Source organism: Streptomyces sp. NPDC052701 (genome assembly GCF_040678355.1).
Taxonomy (GTDB): Bacteria; Actinomycetota; Actinomycetes; order Streptomycetales; family Streptomycetaceae; genus Streptomyces.
Map to the genome: position 1 here is coordinate 28,066 of NZ_JBFATO010000023.1, position 18,931 is coordinate 46,996.

The window sequence follows — 18,931 nt, forward strand, 5'->3', positions numbered from 1 at the left end:
TTTCACGTGAAACAGCGCGCTGCGCGTCCGGTGCCGGACCAGTGCCCTAACCGACCCCCCGCCATCCCTCGGGGTCCACACCGCCCGGCACAGGAGCCCCCTCGTCGTACGGCTGGCGTGTGAAGACGAAGGATCCGAGGTCGAGATGGCTCAGGGATCCGTCCGGCCGTCGTACGGCGCTCAGGGTCTCTCCGGCGTAGTAGCCCTCCAGCCCGGTCCAGGTGCCGTCGCCGTTGGACCGGAACCGCGAGCGGCGGCCGTTGCCGGACAGCGGCTCCAACGAGACGAGCCCGTCGGCCGTCAGCCGCAACGCGAAGGCGTATGTCCCCCAGTACCACTGTCCCGCCAGCTCCAACACCGACGGGTCGACGTCACGCAGCGGCCGCCAGGGCCGGGGGATGCGCGGCTCCGCCTCGGCGACGATCCGGACGAGGTCGGCGGCGACCGTGAACAGCGGCGGACCGGACGTGCAGTTGGCCAGGACGACCGCCGCCACGTCGTCCGCCTCGCTGATCATGAGGCAGGCGAGGAAGCCGGGCAGCGACCCCGTGTGGCCGACGAGGGTTCGTCCGCCCTGGTGCCGGATCTCCATGCCCAGGCAGTAGGCGTAGCCGCCGGCCACGTCCGCCGCCTCGGCGGGCGCCGCGGGCGTCCGCATCTCCCGCAGCGACCCCGCGCTCAGCACGCGCTCGTCGCCCTCGACCAGGAAGGCCGCGAACCGCGCCAGGTCACCCGTGGTGGACCACAGTTGCCCCGCGGGCGCCATCCGCCCGAGGTCCTCCGCGGGCTCGGGCAGCATCACATCGGCCCATGGATGCACCGCCCAGCCACCCGCGTGCGGTGCCTGCGGCCGCGCACTCGTCCGCTCAAGACCCAGAGGTTCGAGTACTTCGCGCCGGAGGACCTCCTCCCACGGCGCGCCCCGCAGCTTCTCGACGAGCGCGCCGAGCAGCGCATAGCCCGGGTTGGAGTAGTGGAACCGCCGGCCGGCCGGATGCAGCACGGGCCGCTCGCCCAGCACGTCGGCGAGTTCGGGCCGCAGGGACCCGGGACTGCGCTCCCACCACGGACCCGGCGTCTCGGCCGCCAGCCCGGCTGTGTGCGCGAGCAGTCCGGCGATGGTCGCCTCCCCCACGCCGGTGCCCGGCAGATGCTTCTCCAGCGGGTCCGCGAGGTCGAGCAGACCCTCGTCACGCAGCCGCAGCACGAGAACGGCGGTGAAGGTCTTGGTGATCGAGCCGATCCGGTACTGCACGTTCTGATCGGGTCCGTGGCCCTCCACCGACGTCCGCGCCCCCGTCCACACGGGTTCGCCGCCCCGTACGACGGTCGCGACGAGCGACGGCGCGCGCCCTTCCGCCTGGGCGACGGCGATCCGGTGCAGCAGCGCACGCCGGGTGCCGGGGAGCAGCTCTTCCTGAGGTGTCGTCATGGCCTCACTCCACCCCGGCCCGGCACCCCGCGTCGAGCTCATTTCGCCCCCGGTGTGGGGTCTCGCCGCCGATGACATGTCGGTCTTCTGTGACCTGCTGGTTCTCCGTTGTCTCACCGCGCTGTCACTCAAGATCAGTCCCGGATCGATGCCATTTCCTCGGCGGAACGACGAGTCTGCGGCTGAGCCGCCGAGCACGAGGACTACATGCGAGCTCGGAGCGCGCACGATGAGTTTCCCGCGCCGCGCCGGTCTGTACGTGTGAGACCGACTCACGGAAGGCTGGCGCCATGCGGAAATTGATCTACGGCATGAACCTGACCCTGGACGGCTACATCGCCGCGCCCGGCGACGACATCGGCTGGAGCGTACCGAGCGACGAGCTGTTCCAGTTCTGGTCCGACCGGTTGCAGGCGACCGACCTGTCGCTGTACGGGCGCAAGCTGTGGCAGACGATGAGCTCCTACTGGCCGACCGGCGACCAGCAGCCCGACGCCACCCCGGCGGAGATCGAGTTCGCGCGCCGCTGGCGGGACATGTCGAAGGTGGTGTTCTCCTCGACGATCGACAAGGTCGACTGGAACACCCGCCTGGTCACCGGCGACGCGGTCACCGAGATCACCCGGCTCAAGGCCGCGGACGGCGGCCCGATGGACATCGGCGGCGCGACGCTCGCCGGGGCGGCCATGCGAGCCGGGCTGATCGACGAGTACGTGCTGGCCACCGCGCCGGTCCTGGTGGGCGGCGGCACGCCGTTCTTCACCGCGCTGGACAGCTGGGTGAACCTGAACCTGGTGGAGACGCGGACGTTTCCCTGCGGCGTGATCCTGACCAGGTACGAGACGAGGCGCTGAGGGCCCGTCCGGGAGTCACGGGCCATATGCTCCGCGGGTGGCACCGGAGGAGCCGGCTCGGTTGCAGCAGGAAGGGCTGGGCCACGATGCGGTGTACGGAGGGATCAAAATCCGCGAAGATCAGCCTCGCCCCTTCCAGGCGCGACTCGTAGATCACGTGGTCGCGTACCGTCGCAGACCGGTAAATGCCGGAGTGGTGCTTCTGGCCCTTGTACCAGCGGAAAGTCCGCCACGGCGCAGCCGCCTCCAAGTCCCCGAAAGGAACCGTAGGCCAAACCCGCTCTTCGACGCGCTCACCGCTTCGACGACGAAAACTCACGGTCACAGGCCACGTCCATCACGCGCCCCCAGCCCACAGGACGGCTGAGACTGTGCCACTGAGTCTGAGGCCCTACACCCGGCCGGATCAGGTCTGCGCCATGTCCACGAACCGCGAGTAGTGCCCCTGGAAGGCGACCGTGATCGTCGCCGTCGGGCCGTTTCGGTGCTTGGCCACGATCAGGTCGGCCTCGCCCGCGCGCGGCGACTCCTTCTCGTAGGCGTCCTCGCGGTGCAGCAGGATCACCATGTCGGCGTCCTGCTCGATGGAGCCGGACTCACGCAGGTCGGAGACCATCGGCTTCTTGTCGGTGCGCTGTTCGGGGCCACGGTTGAGCTGCGAGAGCGCGATGACCGGGATCTCCAGCTCCTTGGCGAGCAGCTTGAGGTTACGGGACATGTCCGAAACCTCCTGCTGACGGCTCTCGGCACGCTTGGAACCGCCGGACTGCATCAGCTGCAGGTAGTCGATGACGACCAGCTTCAGGTCGTTGCGCTGCTTGAGGCGGCGGCACTTGGCGCGGATCTCCATCATCGACAGGTTCGGGGAGTCGTCGATGTAGAGCGGGGCGGCCGAGACGTCCGGCATCCGGCGGGCCAGGCGCGTCCAGTCCTCGTCGGTCATCGTGCCCGAGCGCATGTGGTGCAGGGCCACCCGGGCCTCGGCGGACAGCAGACGCATCGCGATCTCGTTGCGGCCCATCTCGAGGGAGAAGATGACGCTCGGCAGGTTGTGCTTGATCGACGCCGCCCGCGCGAAGTCCAGCGCGAGCGTCGACTTGCCCATCGCGGGACGCGCGGCGATGACGATCATCTGGCCCGGGTGCAGGCCGTTGGTGAGGGAGTCGAAGTCCGTGAAGCCGGTGGGCACACCGGTCATCTCGCCGCTGCGCGAACCGATCGCCTCGATCTCGTCGAGGGCGCCCTCCATGATGTCGCCGAGCGGAAGGTAGTCCTCACTGGTGCGCTGCTCGGTGACCGCGTAGATCTCGGCCTGGGCCCGGTTGACGATCTCGTCGACGTCGTCGTCGGCCGCGTATCCCATCTGCGTGATGCGCGTACCGGCCTCCACCAGGCGCCGCAGGACGGCGCGCTCGTGGACGATCTCCGCGTAGTACGCCGCGTTCGCCGCCGTCGGCACCGTCTGGACGAGGGTGTGCAGGTACGCGGCCCCGCCGACCTTGTTGATCTCGCCGCGCTTGGTGAGCTCGGCGGCGATCGTGATGGGGTCGGCCGGCTCGCCCTTCGCGTAGACGTCGAGGATCGCCTGGTAGATCGTCTCGTGGGCCGGCTTGTAGAAGTCGTGGCCCTTGAGGATCTCCACGACGTCGGCGATGGCGTCCTTAGACAGGAGCATGCCGCCGAGGACGGACTGCTCGGCCTCGATGTCCTGAGGCGGTACGCGCTCGAACGACGGGCCTCCGCCGTCCCACACCCCGTTGTCCCGGCCGCGGTCGTGCTGTTCGTCGCGGCCCCGGCCACCGTCGCCGCGCCGGCGGGAGGCGGGCAGACGATCACTGGGACCGCTGTCGGCCCACGGGTCGTCCAAGGGCTCGGAAATGCTCACCGAGCCACCTCCTCCCGTCCGCCGAGCGGACCTCGCCGTGCTCCTCTTTCTTACGGCACGGCACTGACAACTGAGAGGCCCGCCTCCGTTCTGTGGTGCCGGTTTTGCGGTGCTTTGCCAACCGGCGGACGGAGCGGGCGCCGGACCACCGTAGGCCCGTCGGCAGCGTCAGCCAATCTGGTTATCCACAGGCCGTGTGGACAACGGCCCCAATGCTGTGGAGAACCCCGCGAAACCTGTGCACGACTCAGTGGACAGGCCTGTGAACAAGCCCGGGAAGCCCTGAGGAAAACTGCTCTGACCTGCTCATTTACCATCCACCGGCTGTGCAGAAGAAAAACTTCCCCAGTCGGATCAAGATCGATGCGACCGGCGCACAGGAGTGCACGGCACGCGACATCGAGTAAGGGTCACAAAAGCTTTGCGTCTCTTACCTGTGGACGATTAGATTGGTGCACATGACACAGGCCCCCGTGCGCTCCCGAGACGCCCGGCGACAGCACGACCGAGAGATCGTCGCGCTGGCCGTCCCCGCCTTCGGCGCCCTCGTCGCCGAGCCCCTCTTCCTCATGGCCGACACGGCGATCGTCGGCCATCTCGGCACCGCACAGCTGGCCGGACTCGGCATCGCCTCGGCCCTCCTGACGACGGCCGTCAGCATCTTCGTCTTCCTCGCCTACGCCACCACGGCCGCCGTCGCCCGACGCGTCGGCGCGGGCGACCTGCAGGCCGCCATCCGCCAGGGCATGGACGGCATCTGGCTGGCCCTGCTGCTCGGCGCCGTCGTCGTCGCCGTCGTCCTGCCCACCGCACCCGCCCTCGTGGAGCTTTTCGGCGCCTCGGACACCGCGGCCCCGTACGCGACCACCTATCTGCGGATCTCCGCACTCGGCATACCGGCCATGCTGGTGGTACTCGCTGCGACGGGCGTCCTGCGCGGCCTGCAGGACACGAAGACGCCGCTGTACGTCGCCATCGCCGGCTTCGTCGCCAACGGCGCCCTCAACGCCGGACTCGTCTACGGCGCCGGTCTGGGCATCGCGGGCTCCGCCTGGGGCACCGTCATCGCCCAGCTCGGCATGGCCGCCGCCTATCTTGCCGTGGTGGTGCGCGGGGCACGCAGGCACGGTGCCTCGCTGCGTCCGGACGCCGCGGGCATCAAGGCCTGCGCACAGGCCGGCATGCCCTTGCTGGTGCGCACTCTTTCCCTGCGGGCGATCCTGATGATCGCCACGGCCGTCGCGGCCCGCCTGGGCGACGCCGACATCGCGGCACACCAGATCGTCCTGTCCCTGTGGAGCCTGCTGGCCTTCGCCCTGGACGCCATCGCCATCGCGGGGCAGGCCATCATCGGGCGCTACCTGGGGGCCGGCGACGCCCAGGGCGCCCGCGACGCATGTCGTCGCATGGTGGAGTGGGGCATCGCGGTCGGAGTCGTCCTCGGTCTGCTGGTGGTCCTCACCCGGCCGGCGTTCCTGCCCCTGTTCACCAGCGACCCGGCCGTCAAGGACGCCGCACTCCCCGCCCTGGTGATCGTGGCCGTCTCCCAACCGGTCTCCGGCATCGTCTTCGTCCTGGACGGTGTCCTGATGGGCGCGGGTGACGGGCCCTACCTCGCCTGGGCGATGCTGCTCACCCTGGCGGTCTTCACCCCGGTGGCCCTGTTCGTCCCTGCTGTCGGCGGTGGACTCACCGCTCTGTGGGGCGCCATGACGCTGATGATGACCGTGCGCATGCTGACCCTGTGGCTCCGCACCCGTTCAGGCCGCTGGCTCGTCACCGGCGCGACACGCTGACCGTTTCACGTGGAACACCGCTTCGGGTGTTCCCCCGTGACCACTACGCAGGGGCCGAGCAAGAAGGGGCCGCACCCCGAAGGGTGCGGCCCCTCTCACTGCTTCAGCGAGCGCAGTGGTCAGGCAGCGACGACCTCGATGTTGACCTTGGCGGCAACCTCGGGGTGCAGACGCACGGACGTCTCGTGGGCGCCCAACGTCTTGATCGGCGCGGCGACCTCGATGCGGCGCTTGTCGACCTCCGGACCACCGGCGGACTTGATCGCCGAGGCGATGTCGGCCGGGGTGACGGAGCCGAAGAGACGACCGGCGTCGCCGGCACGGACGGCCAGGCGGACCTTGACGCCCTCGAGCTGGGCCTTCACCTGGTTGGCCTGCTCGATGGTCTGGATCTCGTGGATCTTGCGAGCACGACGGATCTGCTCGACGTCCTTCTCGCCACCCTTGGTCCAGCGGATCGCGAAGTTCCGCGGGATCAGGTAGTTGCGAGCGTAACCGTCCTTGACGTCGACGACGTCGCCCGCGGCACCGAGGCCGGAGACCTCGTGGGTGAGGATGATCTTCATGAGTCGGTCACCCTTCCCTTAGCGCGCGGTGGAGGTGTAGGGCAGCAGCGCCATCTCACGGCTGTTCTTGACAGCCGTGGCGACGTCACGCTGGTGCTGCGTGCAGTTGCCGGTCACGCGGCGGGCACGGATCTTGCCGCGGTCGGAAATGAACTTCCGCAGCATGTTCGTGTCCTTGTAGTCCACGTACGTGACCTTGTCCTTGCAGAAAGCGCAGACCTTCTTCTTCGGCTTGCGCACAGGCGGCTTCGCCATGGTGTTTCTCCTGTGTGATCAAGAAGTTGGGGTACGACCCGCCTTCGGCCCGGCCGGACCCGCAGGCCCGGCCGGAAGGCCTAGAAGGGGGGTTCGTCCGAGTAGCCGCCGCCGCTGCCGGAGCCACCGCCCCAGCCGCCGCCACCCTGGCCGCCGCCGGCAGGAGCGCCGGTCGCCCACGGGTCGTCGGCGGGAGCGCCGCCCTGCTGACCGCCGCCGGGGCCGCCGCCCCAGCCGCCGCCACCCTGGCCGCCCTGGCCGCCACCGCCGCCGTAACCGCCCTGGCCACCGCGGCCGGCGGTCTTGGTGACCTTGGCCGTGGCGTTGCGCAGGCTGGGGCCGACTTCCTCGACGTCCAGCTCGTAGACCGTGCGCTTGACGCCCTCACGGTCCTCGTAGGACCGCTGCTTCAGCCGGCCCTGCACGATGACGCGCATGCCTCGCTGGAGCGACTCGGCGACGTTCTCCGCCGCCTGGCGCCAGACCGAGCAGGTCAGGAACAGGCTCTCGCCGTCCTTCCACTCGTTCGTCTGGCGGTCGAAGGTGCGGGGAGTGGACGCGACACGGAACTTCGCGACGGCCGCACCGGAGGGGGTGAAGCGCAGCTCGGGGTCGTCGACAAGATTGCCGATGACCGTGATGACGGTCTCGCCTGCCATGGGGGAACCTCTCGGCGGGTTTGCTGCTGGCTGCTTGTGCTGCTACTCGAATCCCGGGATCGGCTGAGCGGGAGAGCTCAGTGGGTCTCGGGACGGAGGACCTTGGTCCGGAGGACCGACTCGTTCAGGTTCATCTGGCGGTCGAGCTCCTTGACGACCGCAGGCTCGGCCTGCAGGTCGATGACCGAGTAGATGCCCTCGGGCTTCTTCTTGATCTCGTACGCGAGACGACGACGGCCCCAGGTGTCGACCTTCTCGACCTTTCCGCCACCGTCACGGACGACGGAAAGGAAGTTCTCGATCAGCGGGGAGACAGAGCGCTCCTCGAGATCGGGGTCGAGGATGACCATCACCTCGTAGTGACGCATGTGGAACCCACCTCCTTTGGACTCAACGGCCACGGTCGTTCCGTGGCAGGAGGGTTGTGATGCGTACGCAACAGTGTCTGTCAGTAAAACAGCCGCCACTGACAATCGGGGTCGGGCGGCGGTTCCCCAGGCCGGCCGGACGGATCCTGACCCTGTCCTGGCTGTGCCCGGGCAGACACCGGTGCAGACGGTACAGAGTACCCGCACAGCGGCTTCCGGTTGAAATCCGCCCGTGAGGGCCGTCAGTCTGTACGCATCGGGTGTGTATGGCGCTACGATGCGCCGCTTTCGCAGGAGGTGCCCCATGGCACAGGCAATGCGGCCCAACACCGCCGGAGGCCTCTTCGCCACGGACGGCAAACCCCATCCCCGCCAGGACGCGCTGCTCGCGGTGACCCTGGTGCTGGGTCTCACGTCGTTCGTCACGGCGATGTTCCACGACCTGCACCTGCTGAGCTCCTGGACCGGCCTGGCGGGGATCCTCACCGGCGCGTACGGCCAGTGGATCTCGGTGACGACCCGTGAACGCTTCGGCCTGATCCTCGGCCTCGGCGCGGCGGGGATCGGCTTCTTCCTCGGCATGGCGCACGGCGGTCTCTTCGGCGGGCTCGTCGACTGACGCCAGGGACACTCCAGACGAAATCACCTCGCACCGCCCCGGCCGGCCCCCGGCCGGGGCGAAGGTTCCGTACGCCCAACCGGGGCGCGCACGGGGCGCAGTAGGCTTCGGCGCTAGAGCCGGAGCCCCTGTACCCATGGGGACACACCAGCCCGAGGAGCGCCCCGAATGAGCCTGACCCTGAGGACCATCAGTCGCGAGCAGCATCTGGCCTACATCCAGAGCCTGCCGTCGGCGAGCCACATGCAGGTCCCGGCCTGGGCGGACGTCAAGGCGGAATGGCGCTCGGAGAACCTCGGCTGGTTCGACGGCCGGACCGGCGAGCTGGTCGGCGTCGGCCTCGTCCTCTACCGGCAGCTGCCCAAGATCAAGCGCTACCTCGCCTATCTGCCCGAGGGCCCGGTCATCAACTGGTTCGCGCCGAATCTGCAGGACTGGATCGAGCCGATGCTGGCGCACCTGAAGCAGCAGGGCGCCTTCTCCGTGAAGATGGGCCCGCCGGTGATCATCCGGCGGTGGGAGGCCAACACCATCAAGAAGGGCATCCAGGACCCGGACGTGAAGCGTCTGCGCGACCTGGAGGCCGACTTCATCGAGCCCCGCGCCTTCGAGGTGGCCGACAAGCTGCGCCGCATGGGCTGGCAGCAGGGCGAGGACGGCGGCGCCGGCTTCGGCGACGTCCAGCCCCGCTACGTCTACCAGGTGCCGCTGGCCAACCGCTCCCTGGAAGAGGTCCACAAGAACTTCAACCAGCTGTGGCGCCGCAACATCAAGAAGGCCGAGAAGGCCGGCGTCGAGGTCGTACAGGGCGGCTACCAGGACCTGGAGGAGTGGCAGCGGCTGTACGAGATCACGGCCGTGCGCGACCACTTCCGGCCCCGCCCGCTGTCGTACTTCCAGCGCATGTGGACGGCCCTCAACAGCGAGGACCCCAACCGCATGCGGCTGTACTTCGCCCGCCACAACGGCGTGAACCTGTCGGCGGCGACGATGCTGATCGTCGGCGGGCACGTCTGGTACTCCTACGGTGCCTCCGACAACATCGGCCGCGAGGTCCGGCCCTCCAACGCGATGCAGTGGCGGATGCTGCGCGACGCCTACGCGCTCGGCGCCACCGTCTACGACCTGCGTGGCATCTCCGACTCGCTGGACGAGACCGACCACCTCTTCGGCCTGATCCAGTTCAAGGTGGGCACCGGCGGCCAGGCCGCCGAGTACCTCGGCGAGTGGGACTTCCCGCTGAACAAGCTCCTGCACAAGGCGCTCGACATCTACATGTCGCGTCGCTGACCTCGCATTCGGCGCTCCGGTACGTTCACGACCGGTAGTTTCACGACCAGCTCCGATCGCTCCCACACCTCTGACACACCGCAGCCACGAGAAAGGTTCCAGGTCCGGCCATGGCGCTCACGCTCTACGTCGACACCGCGCGCTGGCGGGCGCACCACAAGCACGTGCAGGAGCAGTTCCCCGGGCTCGTCCCGGTCTGCAAGGGCAACGGTTACGGCTTCGGGCACGAGCGGCTGGCGGAGGAGGCCACGCGGCTGGGCTCGGACATCCTCGCCGTCGGCACGACGTACGAAGCCGCCCGGATCAAGGACTTCTTCAGCGGTGACCTGCTGGTGCTGACGCCGTACCGGCGCGGCGAGGAGCCGGTTCCGCTGCCCGACCGGGTCGTGCGCTCGGTGTCGTCGGTCGACGGGGTGTACGGCCTGGTGGGCGCCCGCGTGGTCATCGAGGTGATGTCCTCGATGAAGCGGCACGGCATCAGCGAGCAGGACCTGCCCCAGCTGCACGCCGCCATAGAGAACGTCCGGCTGGAGGGCTTCGCCATCCATCTGCCGCTGGACCGCACGGACGGCTCCGACGCCGTCGAGGAGGTCATCGGCTGGATGGACCGGCTGCGCGCGGCCCGGTTGCCGCTGCACACGATGTTCGTCAGCCACCTCAAGGCCGAGGAGCTCCAGCGGCTGCAGCAGCAGTTCCCGCAGACCCGGTTCCGGGCCCGCATCGGCACCCGGCTGTGGCTGGGGGACCACGAGGCCACCGAGTACCGCGGCGCGGTCCTGGACGTCACACGCGTCTCCAAGGGCGAGCGATTCGGCTACCGGCAGCAGAAGGCGGCCTCCGACGGCTTCCTGGTGGTCGTGGCGGGCGGTACCTCGCACGGGGTCGGCCTGGAGGCCCCCAAGGCCATGCACGGCGTCATGCCGCGCGCCAAGGGCGTCGCCCGCGCCGGCCTGGCCACGGTCAACCGGAACCTCTCCCCGTTCGTCTGGGGCGGCAAGCAGCGCTGGTTCGCCGAGCCGCCGCACATGCAGGTCTCGATCCTGTTCGTGCCCGCCGACGCGCCGGAGCCGAAGGTCGGCGAGGAGCTGGTGGCCCATCTGCGCCACACCACCACCCAGTTCGACCGGCTCGTGGACCGCTGAGCGACGCCTCGAGCACAGCGGAAAGGCCGTACACGATCGCCGTGTACGGCCTTTCGCACGCCGCCGTCACCTCCGCTCCCGCGAACGCGCTCCGGTCACCGTTCGCTGCCACTTGTTCGCCCTGAGCGAACGGTTCAGAGCGGGCCGCCCGACGGGTCCTTCCTGCCCCACTCGACCTCCTGGCCCTCCGCGTGGGCTGCGCGCCGTGCGGGGCGGGCCGCGGGGCCGAGGACGAAGACGTCCTCCGCACCGTCGAGCACCCCGCCCGAGGGATCGTCGTCACCGGACCGGCGCACCGGGTCCCGCTCCGGCATGAGGACGTCGCGGACGACCATCGCGCACAGGTACAGCGTGCCCAGCAGGTGCAGCCCGATGGCCCAGTGGTAGCCGTCCGTGGGCAGTCCCTTGTGCGCGTCGCCGCTGGTGGTGTACGCGAGGTACATCCAGATGCCCAGGAAGTACGCCACCTCGCAGGCCTGCCAGATCAGGAAGTCCCGCCACTTCGGCCGGGCGAGGGCGGCCAGGGGCACCAGCCACAGGACGTACTGCGGCGAGTAGACCTTGTTGGTGACGATGAACGCCGCGACGATCAGGAAGGCGAGCTGGGCGAACCGCGGACGGCGCGGGGCGGCCAGCGTGAGGGCCGCGACGCCCGCGCAGCACAGCAGCATCAGCGACGTGGCGAGCGTGTTGACGGTGTCGGTGCTCAGGGGGTCCGCCGAGTTCTGCGCCATGATCAGCCAGAAGGACCCGAAGTCGACGCCGCGTTCCTGGCTGAAGGTGTAGAACTTCGACCAGCCCTCGAAGGCGAAGAGCATCACCGGCCCGTTCACCACCAGCCAGGCGACGACCGCGCCGCCCAGGGCCGTCCCGTACTCCCGCCACCTGCCCGCACGCCAGCACAGTACGAACAGAGGGCCGAGCAGGAGGACGGGATAGAGCTTGGCAGCCGTGGCCAGGCCCAGCAGGACCCCGAAGGCGAGGGAGCGGCCCCGTGACCACATCAGCATCGCGGCGGCCGTCAGGGCGACCGCCAGCAGGTCCCAGTTGATGGTGGCGGTCAGGGCGAAGGCGGGCGCCAGGGCGACCAGCAGGCCGTCCCAGGGACGCCGGGCGTGTGTGCGGGTCACGCAGACGGCGATGACGGCCGCGCACACCATGAGCATCCCCGCGTTGACCATCCAGTACCACTGCTCTTGTTCCTGGATGCTGCCGCTGCCGGGCGTGAGCCAGGAGGCGACCTCCATGAACACACCGGTCAGCACCGGGTACTCGAGGTACTGCATGTCGCCGGGGAGCTTGTCGAAGTACGGCACGAGCCCGTCGGCGAAGCCTCGCCCCTGGTAGAGGTGCGGGATGTCCGAGTAGCACGCGTGCGTGTACTGCGAGCTGGCACCGAAGAACCAGGCGCCGTTGTAGCAGGGCGCCTTCTGGACCAGCCCGAGGGCGAACACGCCGATCGCCACGAGCGCGATCACCCGGACGGGGCTCCACCAGGACGTACCGGGCAGGACACGCCGCCCGAGGGGGCCGCCGATCAGCTCACTGCCGGCCGCCGCAACCGTGTCCTCCTTGGTCGGCGGCACGGTGTGCGGCTCGTGGGCGCTCGCTTGCGTCGATTCTGCACTGGGCATGCCGCACATCCTGCCGTACACACCTGGGGATACGCCGAGGGCCGCCACACCCGGGGCGGGTGTGGCGGCCCTCGATCCACGTTTCACGTGAAACAACGACGTGTTTCACGTGAAACGCCCAGGGCGGGCGATAGCGCGACTAATCTCCCGGTCCTCCGAACAGGCCACCATTGCCGTTGCCTCTGCTGTTGCCGGGCTCACCCGACTCCGTGGGCGACGGCGAGAGCGACGCGTCTCCATCGGTTCCACCCGTGTCCGGGCCGCCGTCGTCTTCCTCATCGTCGTCGCACCGGAAACCGAAGCAGGTCTCCTCACTCGGCGTAGGAGCCGTCGGGCTGGTGGGCGTCTCACTGGGCGTCTCGGACGGCGTCTCGGACGGGGTCGGCGTGGGCTCCGCGGTGACGGTCGGGGTCGGCGACGGAGCGCCCGCACCGTCCTGGATCCTTCCGATGGGCTCGGCGTCCGGGAAGCCGGGATCGGGCTCGCCCTTCAGCGCGGCCTTCATGTACTCGGTCCACACCAGGGTGGGGGTGTCACCACCGTGGATGGACTCCTCACCCGCCGTGCCGTTCATGGAGAGCAGCTTGGCGCTCTTGGGATCCTCACGGAACATCGCGACCGAGGTCGACAGCTGCTGGGTGTAGCCGACGAACCAGGCGGACTTGTTCTCGTCGGTGGTACCGGTCTTGCCGGCCGCCGTACGGCCCAGCGCCAGGGCGTTCCTGCCCGTACCGTTCTGGATCACGTTCTCGAGGACGTCCGTGACGTTGTTCGCCACGTTCTCGGACATCGCCTGCTTGATCCTCGGCTTGGTGAATCCGGGGAGCTCCCGGCCGCCGTACTTGACGGAGGTCACCGAGTAGGGGTCGGCCTGCTTGCCGGACGCCGCGAACGTCGCGTAGGCATCGGCCATGCGGATCGCGCTGGGCGTCGACGTACCGAGGGCGAACGAAGCGTTGAGGTCGGCGAAGCTGCTTCGCAGGATGCCGGACCTCTGGGCCACTTCCGCCACGTTCGTCATTCCCACGTCCATGCCGAGCTGGACGAACGGAGTGTTGACCGACTGCTCCATCGCCTTGCGCAGGGTGATGTAGCCCCAGGGGTAGTCGCTCTCGTTCTCCTGGAAGAACGGCGTGTTGTCCTTCTTCAGGACGTAGGTGCCGTCGTTGTTCAAGATCTTCAGGTGGTCGTTGCCGTTGTACTTGCTGAGCGGCGAGACGCCTGTGCCACGGTTCTTGTAGGTGCCGTGTTCCATGGCCGCCGCGAGCACGAACGGCTTCCACGTCGAGCCCACGGGGACACCCGCGGTGTCCGCGTTGTTGTTGAAGTGGCCGTTCTCGTAGCCGGCACCGCCGTAGAGCGCGACGATCGCCCCGTCCTTGGGCCTCACCGACGCCGCGCCGAACTGGACGTGCTTGTCCTCCTCGCGCTTCTCCGGGTTGATCTTCTGCTTCTCGATCTTCTTGACGGCCTCGCTCAGCGCCTCGACCTTGTCCTTCTCGAAGGTCGTCTGGATCTGGTAACCGCCCTGGTCGAACTGGGCCTCCGTGATGTCGGAGTGGTTCAGGACGTACTTCTTGGCCGTGTCGACGAGGTAGCTGATCTGACCGGTCATGCCCTTGGTGGCCTTGCGGCCCTGGGGCATGGGGTACTCCTTGATCGCCTCCTGGTAATCGGCGTCCGAGAGGTGCTTGTCGTTGTGCATCTGCTCGAGGATCCAGCTCCAGCGCTCCTTGGAGCGCTTGGTGTTGGCACTCTCGGACGCCGTGGTGTCGAGGCCGGGGTTGCCCGCCGGGTCGTAGTACGTCGGGCCCTTGAGCAGGGCGGCGAGGAAGGCGCACTCACTCGCCGTGAGCTTGTCCGCGTTCTTGCCGTAGTAGGTCTGGGCGGCGGCCTGGATGCCGTAGGCGCCGCGGCCGTAGTAGGACGTGTTCAGGTACCCCTGGAGGATCACGTCCTTCTTGAGCTTCGTCCCCACCTTGATGGAGATGAACATCTCCTTGAACTTCCGGGAGATCGTCTGTTCCTGGCTCAGGTAGGTGTTCTTGACGAACTGCTGGGTGATCGTCGAGCCACCCTGCGTGTCGCCGCCCCGCGCCATGTTGACCAGCGCCCGCGCGATGCCCATGGGGTCGACGCCCGAGTCCTGGTAGAAGCTCTTGTTCTCGGCCGAGATCACCGCCCACCGCATGGCCTCGGGGATCCGGTCGATCGTGACGTTCTGCCGGTTCTGGCCGCTGCCCGCGGCGACCATCTGCGAGCCGTCCGCCCAGTAGTAGACGTTGTTCTGCGACAGGGCCACGGCCTTCCCCTCGCTTGGTACCTCCACCATGGCGTACCCGATGCCCGCGACGGCGACGAGGCTGCCGACGAACCCGATGCACAGTCCGGAGACGAGCCTCCAGGACGGCACCCAGCGGCGCCAGCCGTACTTGCCGGCCCTCGGGTAGTCGACGAACCGCTTCTGGGCGGGGGCGGCCACGCGTCCCCTGCCCCGTCCAGGTCCGCTCGGGCCGCCGGGAGCGCCCCGACGGCCTGCGCGGCCCGGCTCGGCCGCCCTGCGGCGGCCACCCGTACTTCTCTGCGCCGCACGCCGGGCCTCGGCTCGGCTGCCGTACGCCTGCTCCTCACTCCCTGAGTCATAGGAGCCCGACTCATGGGAGCCGGACGGAGACCCGGTGGCGCCTCGCGGTGCCGCACGGCGGCCGGAGGACGAGCCGGGCTGGCCGCGTCGGGCCGCGGCACGTCCGCCTCCCTGCGGCTGCGGCGGTTTGCGACGGTGCTCGCTCATCGAACGACTACTCCTCGGGCAGGCGCACCCGTGCGCGCCTGGAAACGGCGGCTGTTTTCCGGTCCCCCCGAAGTACGGATGCGACCGGCCTCACATTCACCGGTCCCGCATGCACCCGTACTACACCGAGGACGACGACGCCCCCGGGCGTCACTCGGTTCCCGGTGCTGTGCATGGCGCACAGACTACGCACCGTCAAAACCTGCCTAGTCCAGAACTTCACCTCAAATCAGGCAACTTGCCTCAGGTGAATCGGTGATGTGATCCCGTTCACCACCCTCCCTCTTGTCGCATCCGGAACGCCGTTCTATCGTCGTGATGTATCGAGTCGATACATCGGCGCGACACATCGCTCCGAGACAAGGCCGTCGGCAGACCCGTCACGGCACGACCGCGGCAGAGAGGAGGCGACGATGAGCCGGCGTTCCGGGATCCTCGAGTTCGCCGTACTCGGCCTGCTCCGCGAATCCCCGATGCACGGTTATGAGCTGCGCAAGCGGCTCAACACGTCACTGGGCGTGTTCCGGGCGTTCAGCTACGGGACGCTTTACCCCTGCCTCAAGACGCTGGTCGCAAACGGCTGGTTGATCGAAGAACCGGGGAACGCCCCCGAGGACACCCTCGCCGCTCCGCTCACCGGACGCCGGGCCAAGATCGTCTACCGGTTGACGGCGGAGGGCAAGGAACACTTCGAGCAGCTGCTCTCGCAGACCGGGCCCGACGCGTACGAGGACGAGCACTTCGCCGCGCGCTTCGCCTTCTTCGGGCAGACGTCGCGCGACGTACGCATGCGCGTGCTGGAGGGCCGCCGCAGCCGGCTGGAGGAGCGCCTGGAGAAGATGCGCGCCTCCCTGGCCCGGACCCGGGAGCGCCTCGACGACTACACGCTTGAGCTCCAGCGCCACGGGATGGAGTCCGTGGAGCGCGAAGTGCGCTGGCTGAACGAGCTCATCGAGAGCGAGCGGGCCGGGCGGGACCTTCGGGGTTCCGCCACCGGGGGGCCCGCTCAGCAGGACACCACATCTGGAGCGCCGGGCGTCCTGCCCCGGCCGGGGGACGCCCCCCGGCCGGATACGCCCGACGACACCGCCTCGTGAGAGCCACCTCAGGGCCTCACTCGTACACACAGGGAGCAACCGGAATGGGTTCGGTTCGCGTAGCCATCGTCGGCGTGGGCAACTGCGCCGCATCGCTGGTGCAGGGAGTCGAGTACTACAAGGACGCCGACCCGGCGTCCAAGGTGCCGGGCCTGATGCACGTCCAGTTCGGCGACTACCACGTCCGCGACATCGAGTTCGTCGCCGCATTCGACGTGGACGCCAAGAAGGTCGGTCTCGACCTCGCGGACGCCATCGGCGCCTCGGAGAACAACACCATCAAGATCTGCGACGTTCCCACCACCGGTGTGACGGTCCAGCGCGGCCACACCCTCGACGGCCTCGGCAAGTACTACCGCGAGACCATCGAGGAATCCGCCGAGGAGCCCGTCGACGTCGTGCAGGTCCTCAAGGACCGGCAGGTCGACGTCCTGGTCTGCTACCTGCCCGTCGGCTCCGAGGACGCGGCGAAGTTCTACGCCCAGTGCGCCATCGACGCCAAGGTCGCCTTCGTCAACGCCCTCCCGGTCTTCATCGCCGGCACCAAGGAGTGGGCGGACAAGTTCACCGAGGCGGGCGTGCCGATCGTCGGCGACGACATCAAGTCGCAGGTCGGCGCCACCATCACGCACCGCGTCATGGCGAAGCTGTTCGAGGACCGGGGCGTCGTCCTGGACCGCACGATGCAGCTGAACGTCGGCGGCAACATGGACTTCAAGAACATGCTCGAGCGCGACCGCCTCGAGTCGAAGAAGATCTCCAAGACGCAGGCCGTCACCTCGCAGATCCCCGACCGGGACCTCGGCGAGAAGAACGTCCACATCGGCCCGTCCGACTACGTCGCCTGGCTCGACGACCGCAAGTGGGCCTACGTCCGCCTCGAAGGCCGCGCCTTCGGTGACGTCCCGCTGAACCTGGAGTACAAGCTCGAGGTCTGGGACTCCCCGAACTCCGCCGGTGTCATCATCGACGCCCTGCGCGCCGCGAAGATCGCCAAGGACCGCGGCATCGGCGGCCCGGTGCTCTCCGCGTCGAGCTACTTCATGAAGTCCCCGCCGGTCCAGTACTTCGACGACGAGGCCCGCGAGAACGTCGAGAAGTTCATCAAGGGCGAGGTCGAGCGATAGCGCGCCACAGCGCCGCGCGACAAGGCCCGTCTTGTTGCGGGCACTTGAGGGTCCCCGGGGCAGTGCACCCGGGGACCCTTCCCGTATGTGAGGCTGTGCCCCATGGCCGTCGTCCGTGACCTGCGCGTCCTGCTCCGCTTCCAGGGTTTCAGACGCCTGCTCGCCGTGCGTCTGCTCTCCCAGGGGGCCGACGGCGTCTACCAGGTCGGACTCGCCGCCTACGTCGTCTTCTCCCCGGAGCGGCAGACCACGGCCGCCGCGATCGCCTCCGCGATGGCGGTGCTGCTCCTTCCCTACTCCCTGGTGGGACCCTTCGCCGGCGTGCTCCTGGACCGCTGGCGCCGCCGCCAGGTCCTGCTGTACGGCAGTGCGCTGCGCGCCCTGCTGGCATCGGCGACGGCCCTGCTGATCCTCGGCGGCGCCCCGGACTGGCTGTTCTACGTCTCGGCCCTGTGCGTCACCGCGGTCAACCGCTTCGTCCTGTCGGGCCTGTCCGCCGCGCTGCCCCGTGTGGTCGACACCGGGCGCCTGGTCGTCGCCAACTCCCTCTCCCCGACCGCCGGAACGCTCGCGGCGACGGCGGGCGGCGGCCTCGCCTTCGCCGTGCGCCTGCTGGTCGCGGACTCCGACGCGGCCGTGGTGCTGGTGGGCGCGGCCCTCTACCTGTGCGCGGCACTGGCGTCCCTGCGCATGGCCCGGGAACTGCTGGGGCCCGACCGCGAATTGGTGCGGCCGCACCTGGGGGAGGCGCTGGCCGGTACCGCGCGCGACCTGATCGCCGGGGTGGGGCACATCGCCTCACCACCGCGCCGGGAGGCCGCCCGGGCGCTCGCGGCCATGGCACTGATGCGGTTCTGCTACGGCGCCCTGCTGGTGATGCTGCTGATGCTCTGCCGGTACGCGCTGAGTTCGACCGCGGACGAGGGACTCGCCCTGCTGGGGCTGGCGCTGGGCGTCTCCGGCGCAGGCTTCTTCGCGGCGGCCGTGGCGACTCCCTGGGCCGCGGGGCGCGTCGGGCCCGGCTGCTGGATCGCCGTGTGCGCCGCGGCCGCCGCGGTCCTGGAGCCCGCCCTCGGCCTGCCGTTCGCCACCGTCCCGCTGCTGGTCGCGGCGTTCGTCCTCGGTCTCACCACCCAGGGCGCGAAGATCGCCACGGACACCGTCGTCCAGTCGTCCGTCGACGACGGCTTCCGTGGCCGGATCTTCTCGGTCTACGACGTCCTGTTCAACGTGGCCTTCGTCGGCGCCGCCGCCGTGGCCGCCCTGATTCTGCCGCCGGACGGCCGTTCGGTGCTGCTGGTGGTCACGATCGCCGTTATCTACGGAGCGGTTGCTGTGGCTATGGCCCGTTTTGAACGCCAGTAAGTGTCACATCAATGCCACAGAGCCTCTTCTGGCTACGGAGTTGTCAGTGGG

The 18,931-nt window shown here is 68.9% G+C and carries 16 protein-coding genes; 8 read left to right on the top strand and 8 right to left on the bottom strand.

Features of this window, described 5'->3' with window-relative positions:
- Positions 1 to 46: 46 nt before the first annotated feature.
- Positions 47 to 1,432 carry a serine hydrolase domain-containing protein gene (locus tag AB0L29_RS24035; protein WP_365829808.1) on the bottom strand — a complete coding sequence of 462 codons (1,386 nt, stop codon included), beginning with the start codon at positions 1,430 to 1,432 and terminating at the stop codon, positions 47 to 49.
- Between the two features lie 290 nt (positions 1,433 to 1,722).
- On the opposite strand from AB0L29_RS24035, the gene AB0L29_RS24040 reads away from it, so the two are divergent.
- Positions 1,723 to 2,286: a dihydrofolate reductase family protein gene (locus AB0L29_RS24040; protein ID WP_365829809.1), complete on the top strand. Its 564-nt coding sequence runs from the start codon at positions 1,723 to 1,725 to the stop codon at positions 2,284 to 2,286.
- Positions 2,287 to 2,692: 406 nt separating this feature from the next.
- Here the strand turns inward: AB0L29_RS24040 and dnaB are convergent, their stop codons facing one another.
- Complete coding sequence (dnaB, locus tag AB0L29_RS24045; protein ID WP_365829810.1) at positions 2,693 to 4,171, bottom strand: replicative DNA helicase; 1,479 nt, start codon at positions 4,169 to 4,171, stop codon at positions 2,693 to 2,695.
- 458 nt (positions 4,172 to 4,629) lie between these two features.
- Between dnaB and AB0L29_RS24050 the strand changes: the two genes are divergently transcribed.
- A complete protein-coding gene (locus tag AB0L29_RS24050) occupies positions 4,630 to 5,967 on the top strand; it encodes an MATE family efflux transporter (RefSeq protein ID WP_365829811.1) in 1,338 nt (445 codons plus the stop codon).
- A 119-nt stretch (positions 5,968 to 6,086) separates the two neighbouring features.
- Here the strand turns inward: AB0L29_RS24050 and rplI are convergent, their stop codons facing one another.
- The 4 genes from rplI to rpsF all read right to left on the bottom strand — a co-directional run bounded on the left by rplI (position 6,087) and on the right by rpsF (position 7,815).
- A complete protein-coding gene (rplI, locus tag AB0L29_RS24055; RefSeq protein WP_365829812.1) occupies positions 6,087 to 6,533 on the bottom strand; it encodes a 50S ribosomal protein L9 in 447 nt (148 codons plus the stop codon).
- Positions 6,534 to 6,551: 18 nt separating this feature from the next.
- Positions 6,552 to 6,788: a 30S ribosomal protein S18 gene (rpsR, locus tag AB0L29_RS24060; RefSeq protein ID WP_003949403.1), complete on the bottom strand. Its 237-nt coding sequence runs from the start codon at positions 6,786 to 6,788 to the stop codon at positions 6,552 to 6,554.
- A gap of 80 nt (positions 6,789 to 6,868) precedes the next feature.
- The gene (locus AB0L29_RS24065; protein WP_365829813.1) at positions 6,869 to 7,447 is read right to left on the bottom strand and encodes a single-stranded DNA-binding protein; all 579 of its coding nucleotides are present in this window, start codon (positions 7,445 to 7,447) and stop codon (positions 6,869 to 6,871) included.
- 77 nt (positions 7,448 to 7,524) lie between these two features.
- On the bottom strand, positions 7,525 to 7,815 hold the full coding sequence (rpsF, locus tag AB0L29_RS24070) for a 30S ribosomal protein S6 (RefSeq protein ID WP_009189556.1): 291 nt from the start codon (positions 7,813 to 7,815) through the stop codon (positions 7,525 to 7,527).
- A gap of 304 nt (positions 7,816 to 8,119) precedes the next feature.
- Here rpsF and AB0L29_RS24075 point away from each other — a divergent pair, with 304 nt between their 5' ends.
- The 3 genes from AB0L29_RS24075 (at position 8,120) to AB0L29_RS24085 (ending at position 10,866) form a co-directional block, all read left to right on the top strand.
- Entirely contained in the window at positions 8,120 to 8,434 is a 315-nt protein-coding gene (locus AB0L29_RS24075) for a hypothetical protein (protein WP_365829814.1), read from the top strand.
- A gap of 168 nt (positions 8,435 to 8,602) precedes the next feature.
- On the top strand, positions 8,603 to 9,724 hold the full coding sequence (femX, locus tag AB0L29_RS24080) for a peptidoglycan bridge formation glycyltransferase FemX (protein WP_365829815.1): 1,122 nt from the start codon (positions 8,603 to 8,605) through the stop codon (positions 9,722 to 9,724).
- A gap of 110 nt (positions 9,725 to 9,834) precedes the next feature.
- A complete protein-coding gene (locus tag AB0L29_RS24085; RefSeq protein ID WP_365829816.1) occupies positions 9,835 to 10,866 on the top strand; it encodes an alanine racemase in 1,032 nt (343 codons plus the stop codon).
- 134 nt (positions 10,867 to 11,000) lie between these two features.
- Here the strand turns inward: AB0L29_RS24085 and AB0L29_RS24090 are convergent, their stop codons facing one another.
- Both AB0L29_RS24090 and AB0L29_RS24095 read right to left on the bottom strand, forming a co-directional pair.
- Positions 11,001 to 12,509 carry a glycosyltransferase 87 family protein gene (locus tag AB0L29_RS24090; protein WP_365829817.1) on the bottom strand — a complete coding sequence of 503 codons (1,509 nt, stop codon included), beginning with the start codon at positions 12,507 to 12,509 and terminating at the stop codon, positions 11,001 to 11,003.
- A gap of 130 nt (positions 12,510 to 12,639) precedes the next feature.
- Complete coding sequence (locus AB0L29_RS24095; protein WP_365829818.1) at positions 12,640 to 15,291, bottom strand: transglycosylase domain-containing protein; 2,652 nt, start codon at positions 15,289 to 15,291, stop codon at positions 12,640 to 12,642.
- 413 nt (positions 15,292 to 15,704) lie between these two features.
- Here AB0L29_RS24095 and AB0L29_RS24100 point away from each other — a divergent pair, with 413 nt between their 5' ends.
- From AB0L29_RS24100 to AB0L29_RS24110, 3 genes are all read left to right on the top strand, one after another.
- Complete coding sequence (locus tag AB0L29_RS24100) at positions 15,705 to 16,388, top strand: helix-turn-helix transcriptional regulator (protein WP_365829819.1); 684 nt, start codon at positions 15,705 to 15,707, stop codon at positions 16,386 to 16,388.
- 44 nt (positions 16,389 to 16,432) lie between these two features.
- Positions 16,433 to 17,515 carry an inositol-3-phosphate synthase gene (locus tag AB0L29_RS24105; RefSeq protein ID WP_365829820.1) on the top strand — a complete coding sequence of 361 codons (1,083 nt, stop codon included), beginning with the start codon at positions 16,433 to 16,435 and terminating at the stop codon, positions 17,513 to 17,515.
- Positions 17,516 to 17,617: 102 nt separating this feature from the next.
- Positions 17,618 to 18,880 carry an MFS transporter gene (locus tag AB0L29_RS24110; RefSeq protein WP_365829821.1) on the top strand — a complete coding sequence of 421 codons (1,263 nt, stop codon included), beginning with the start codon at positions 17,618 to 17,620 and terminating at the stop codon, positions 18,878 to 18,880.
- Positions 18,881 to 18,931: the final 51 nt, after the last annotated feature.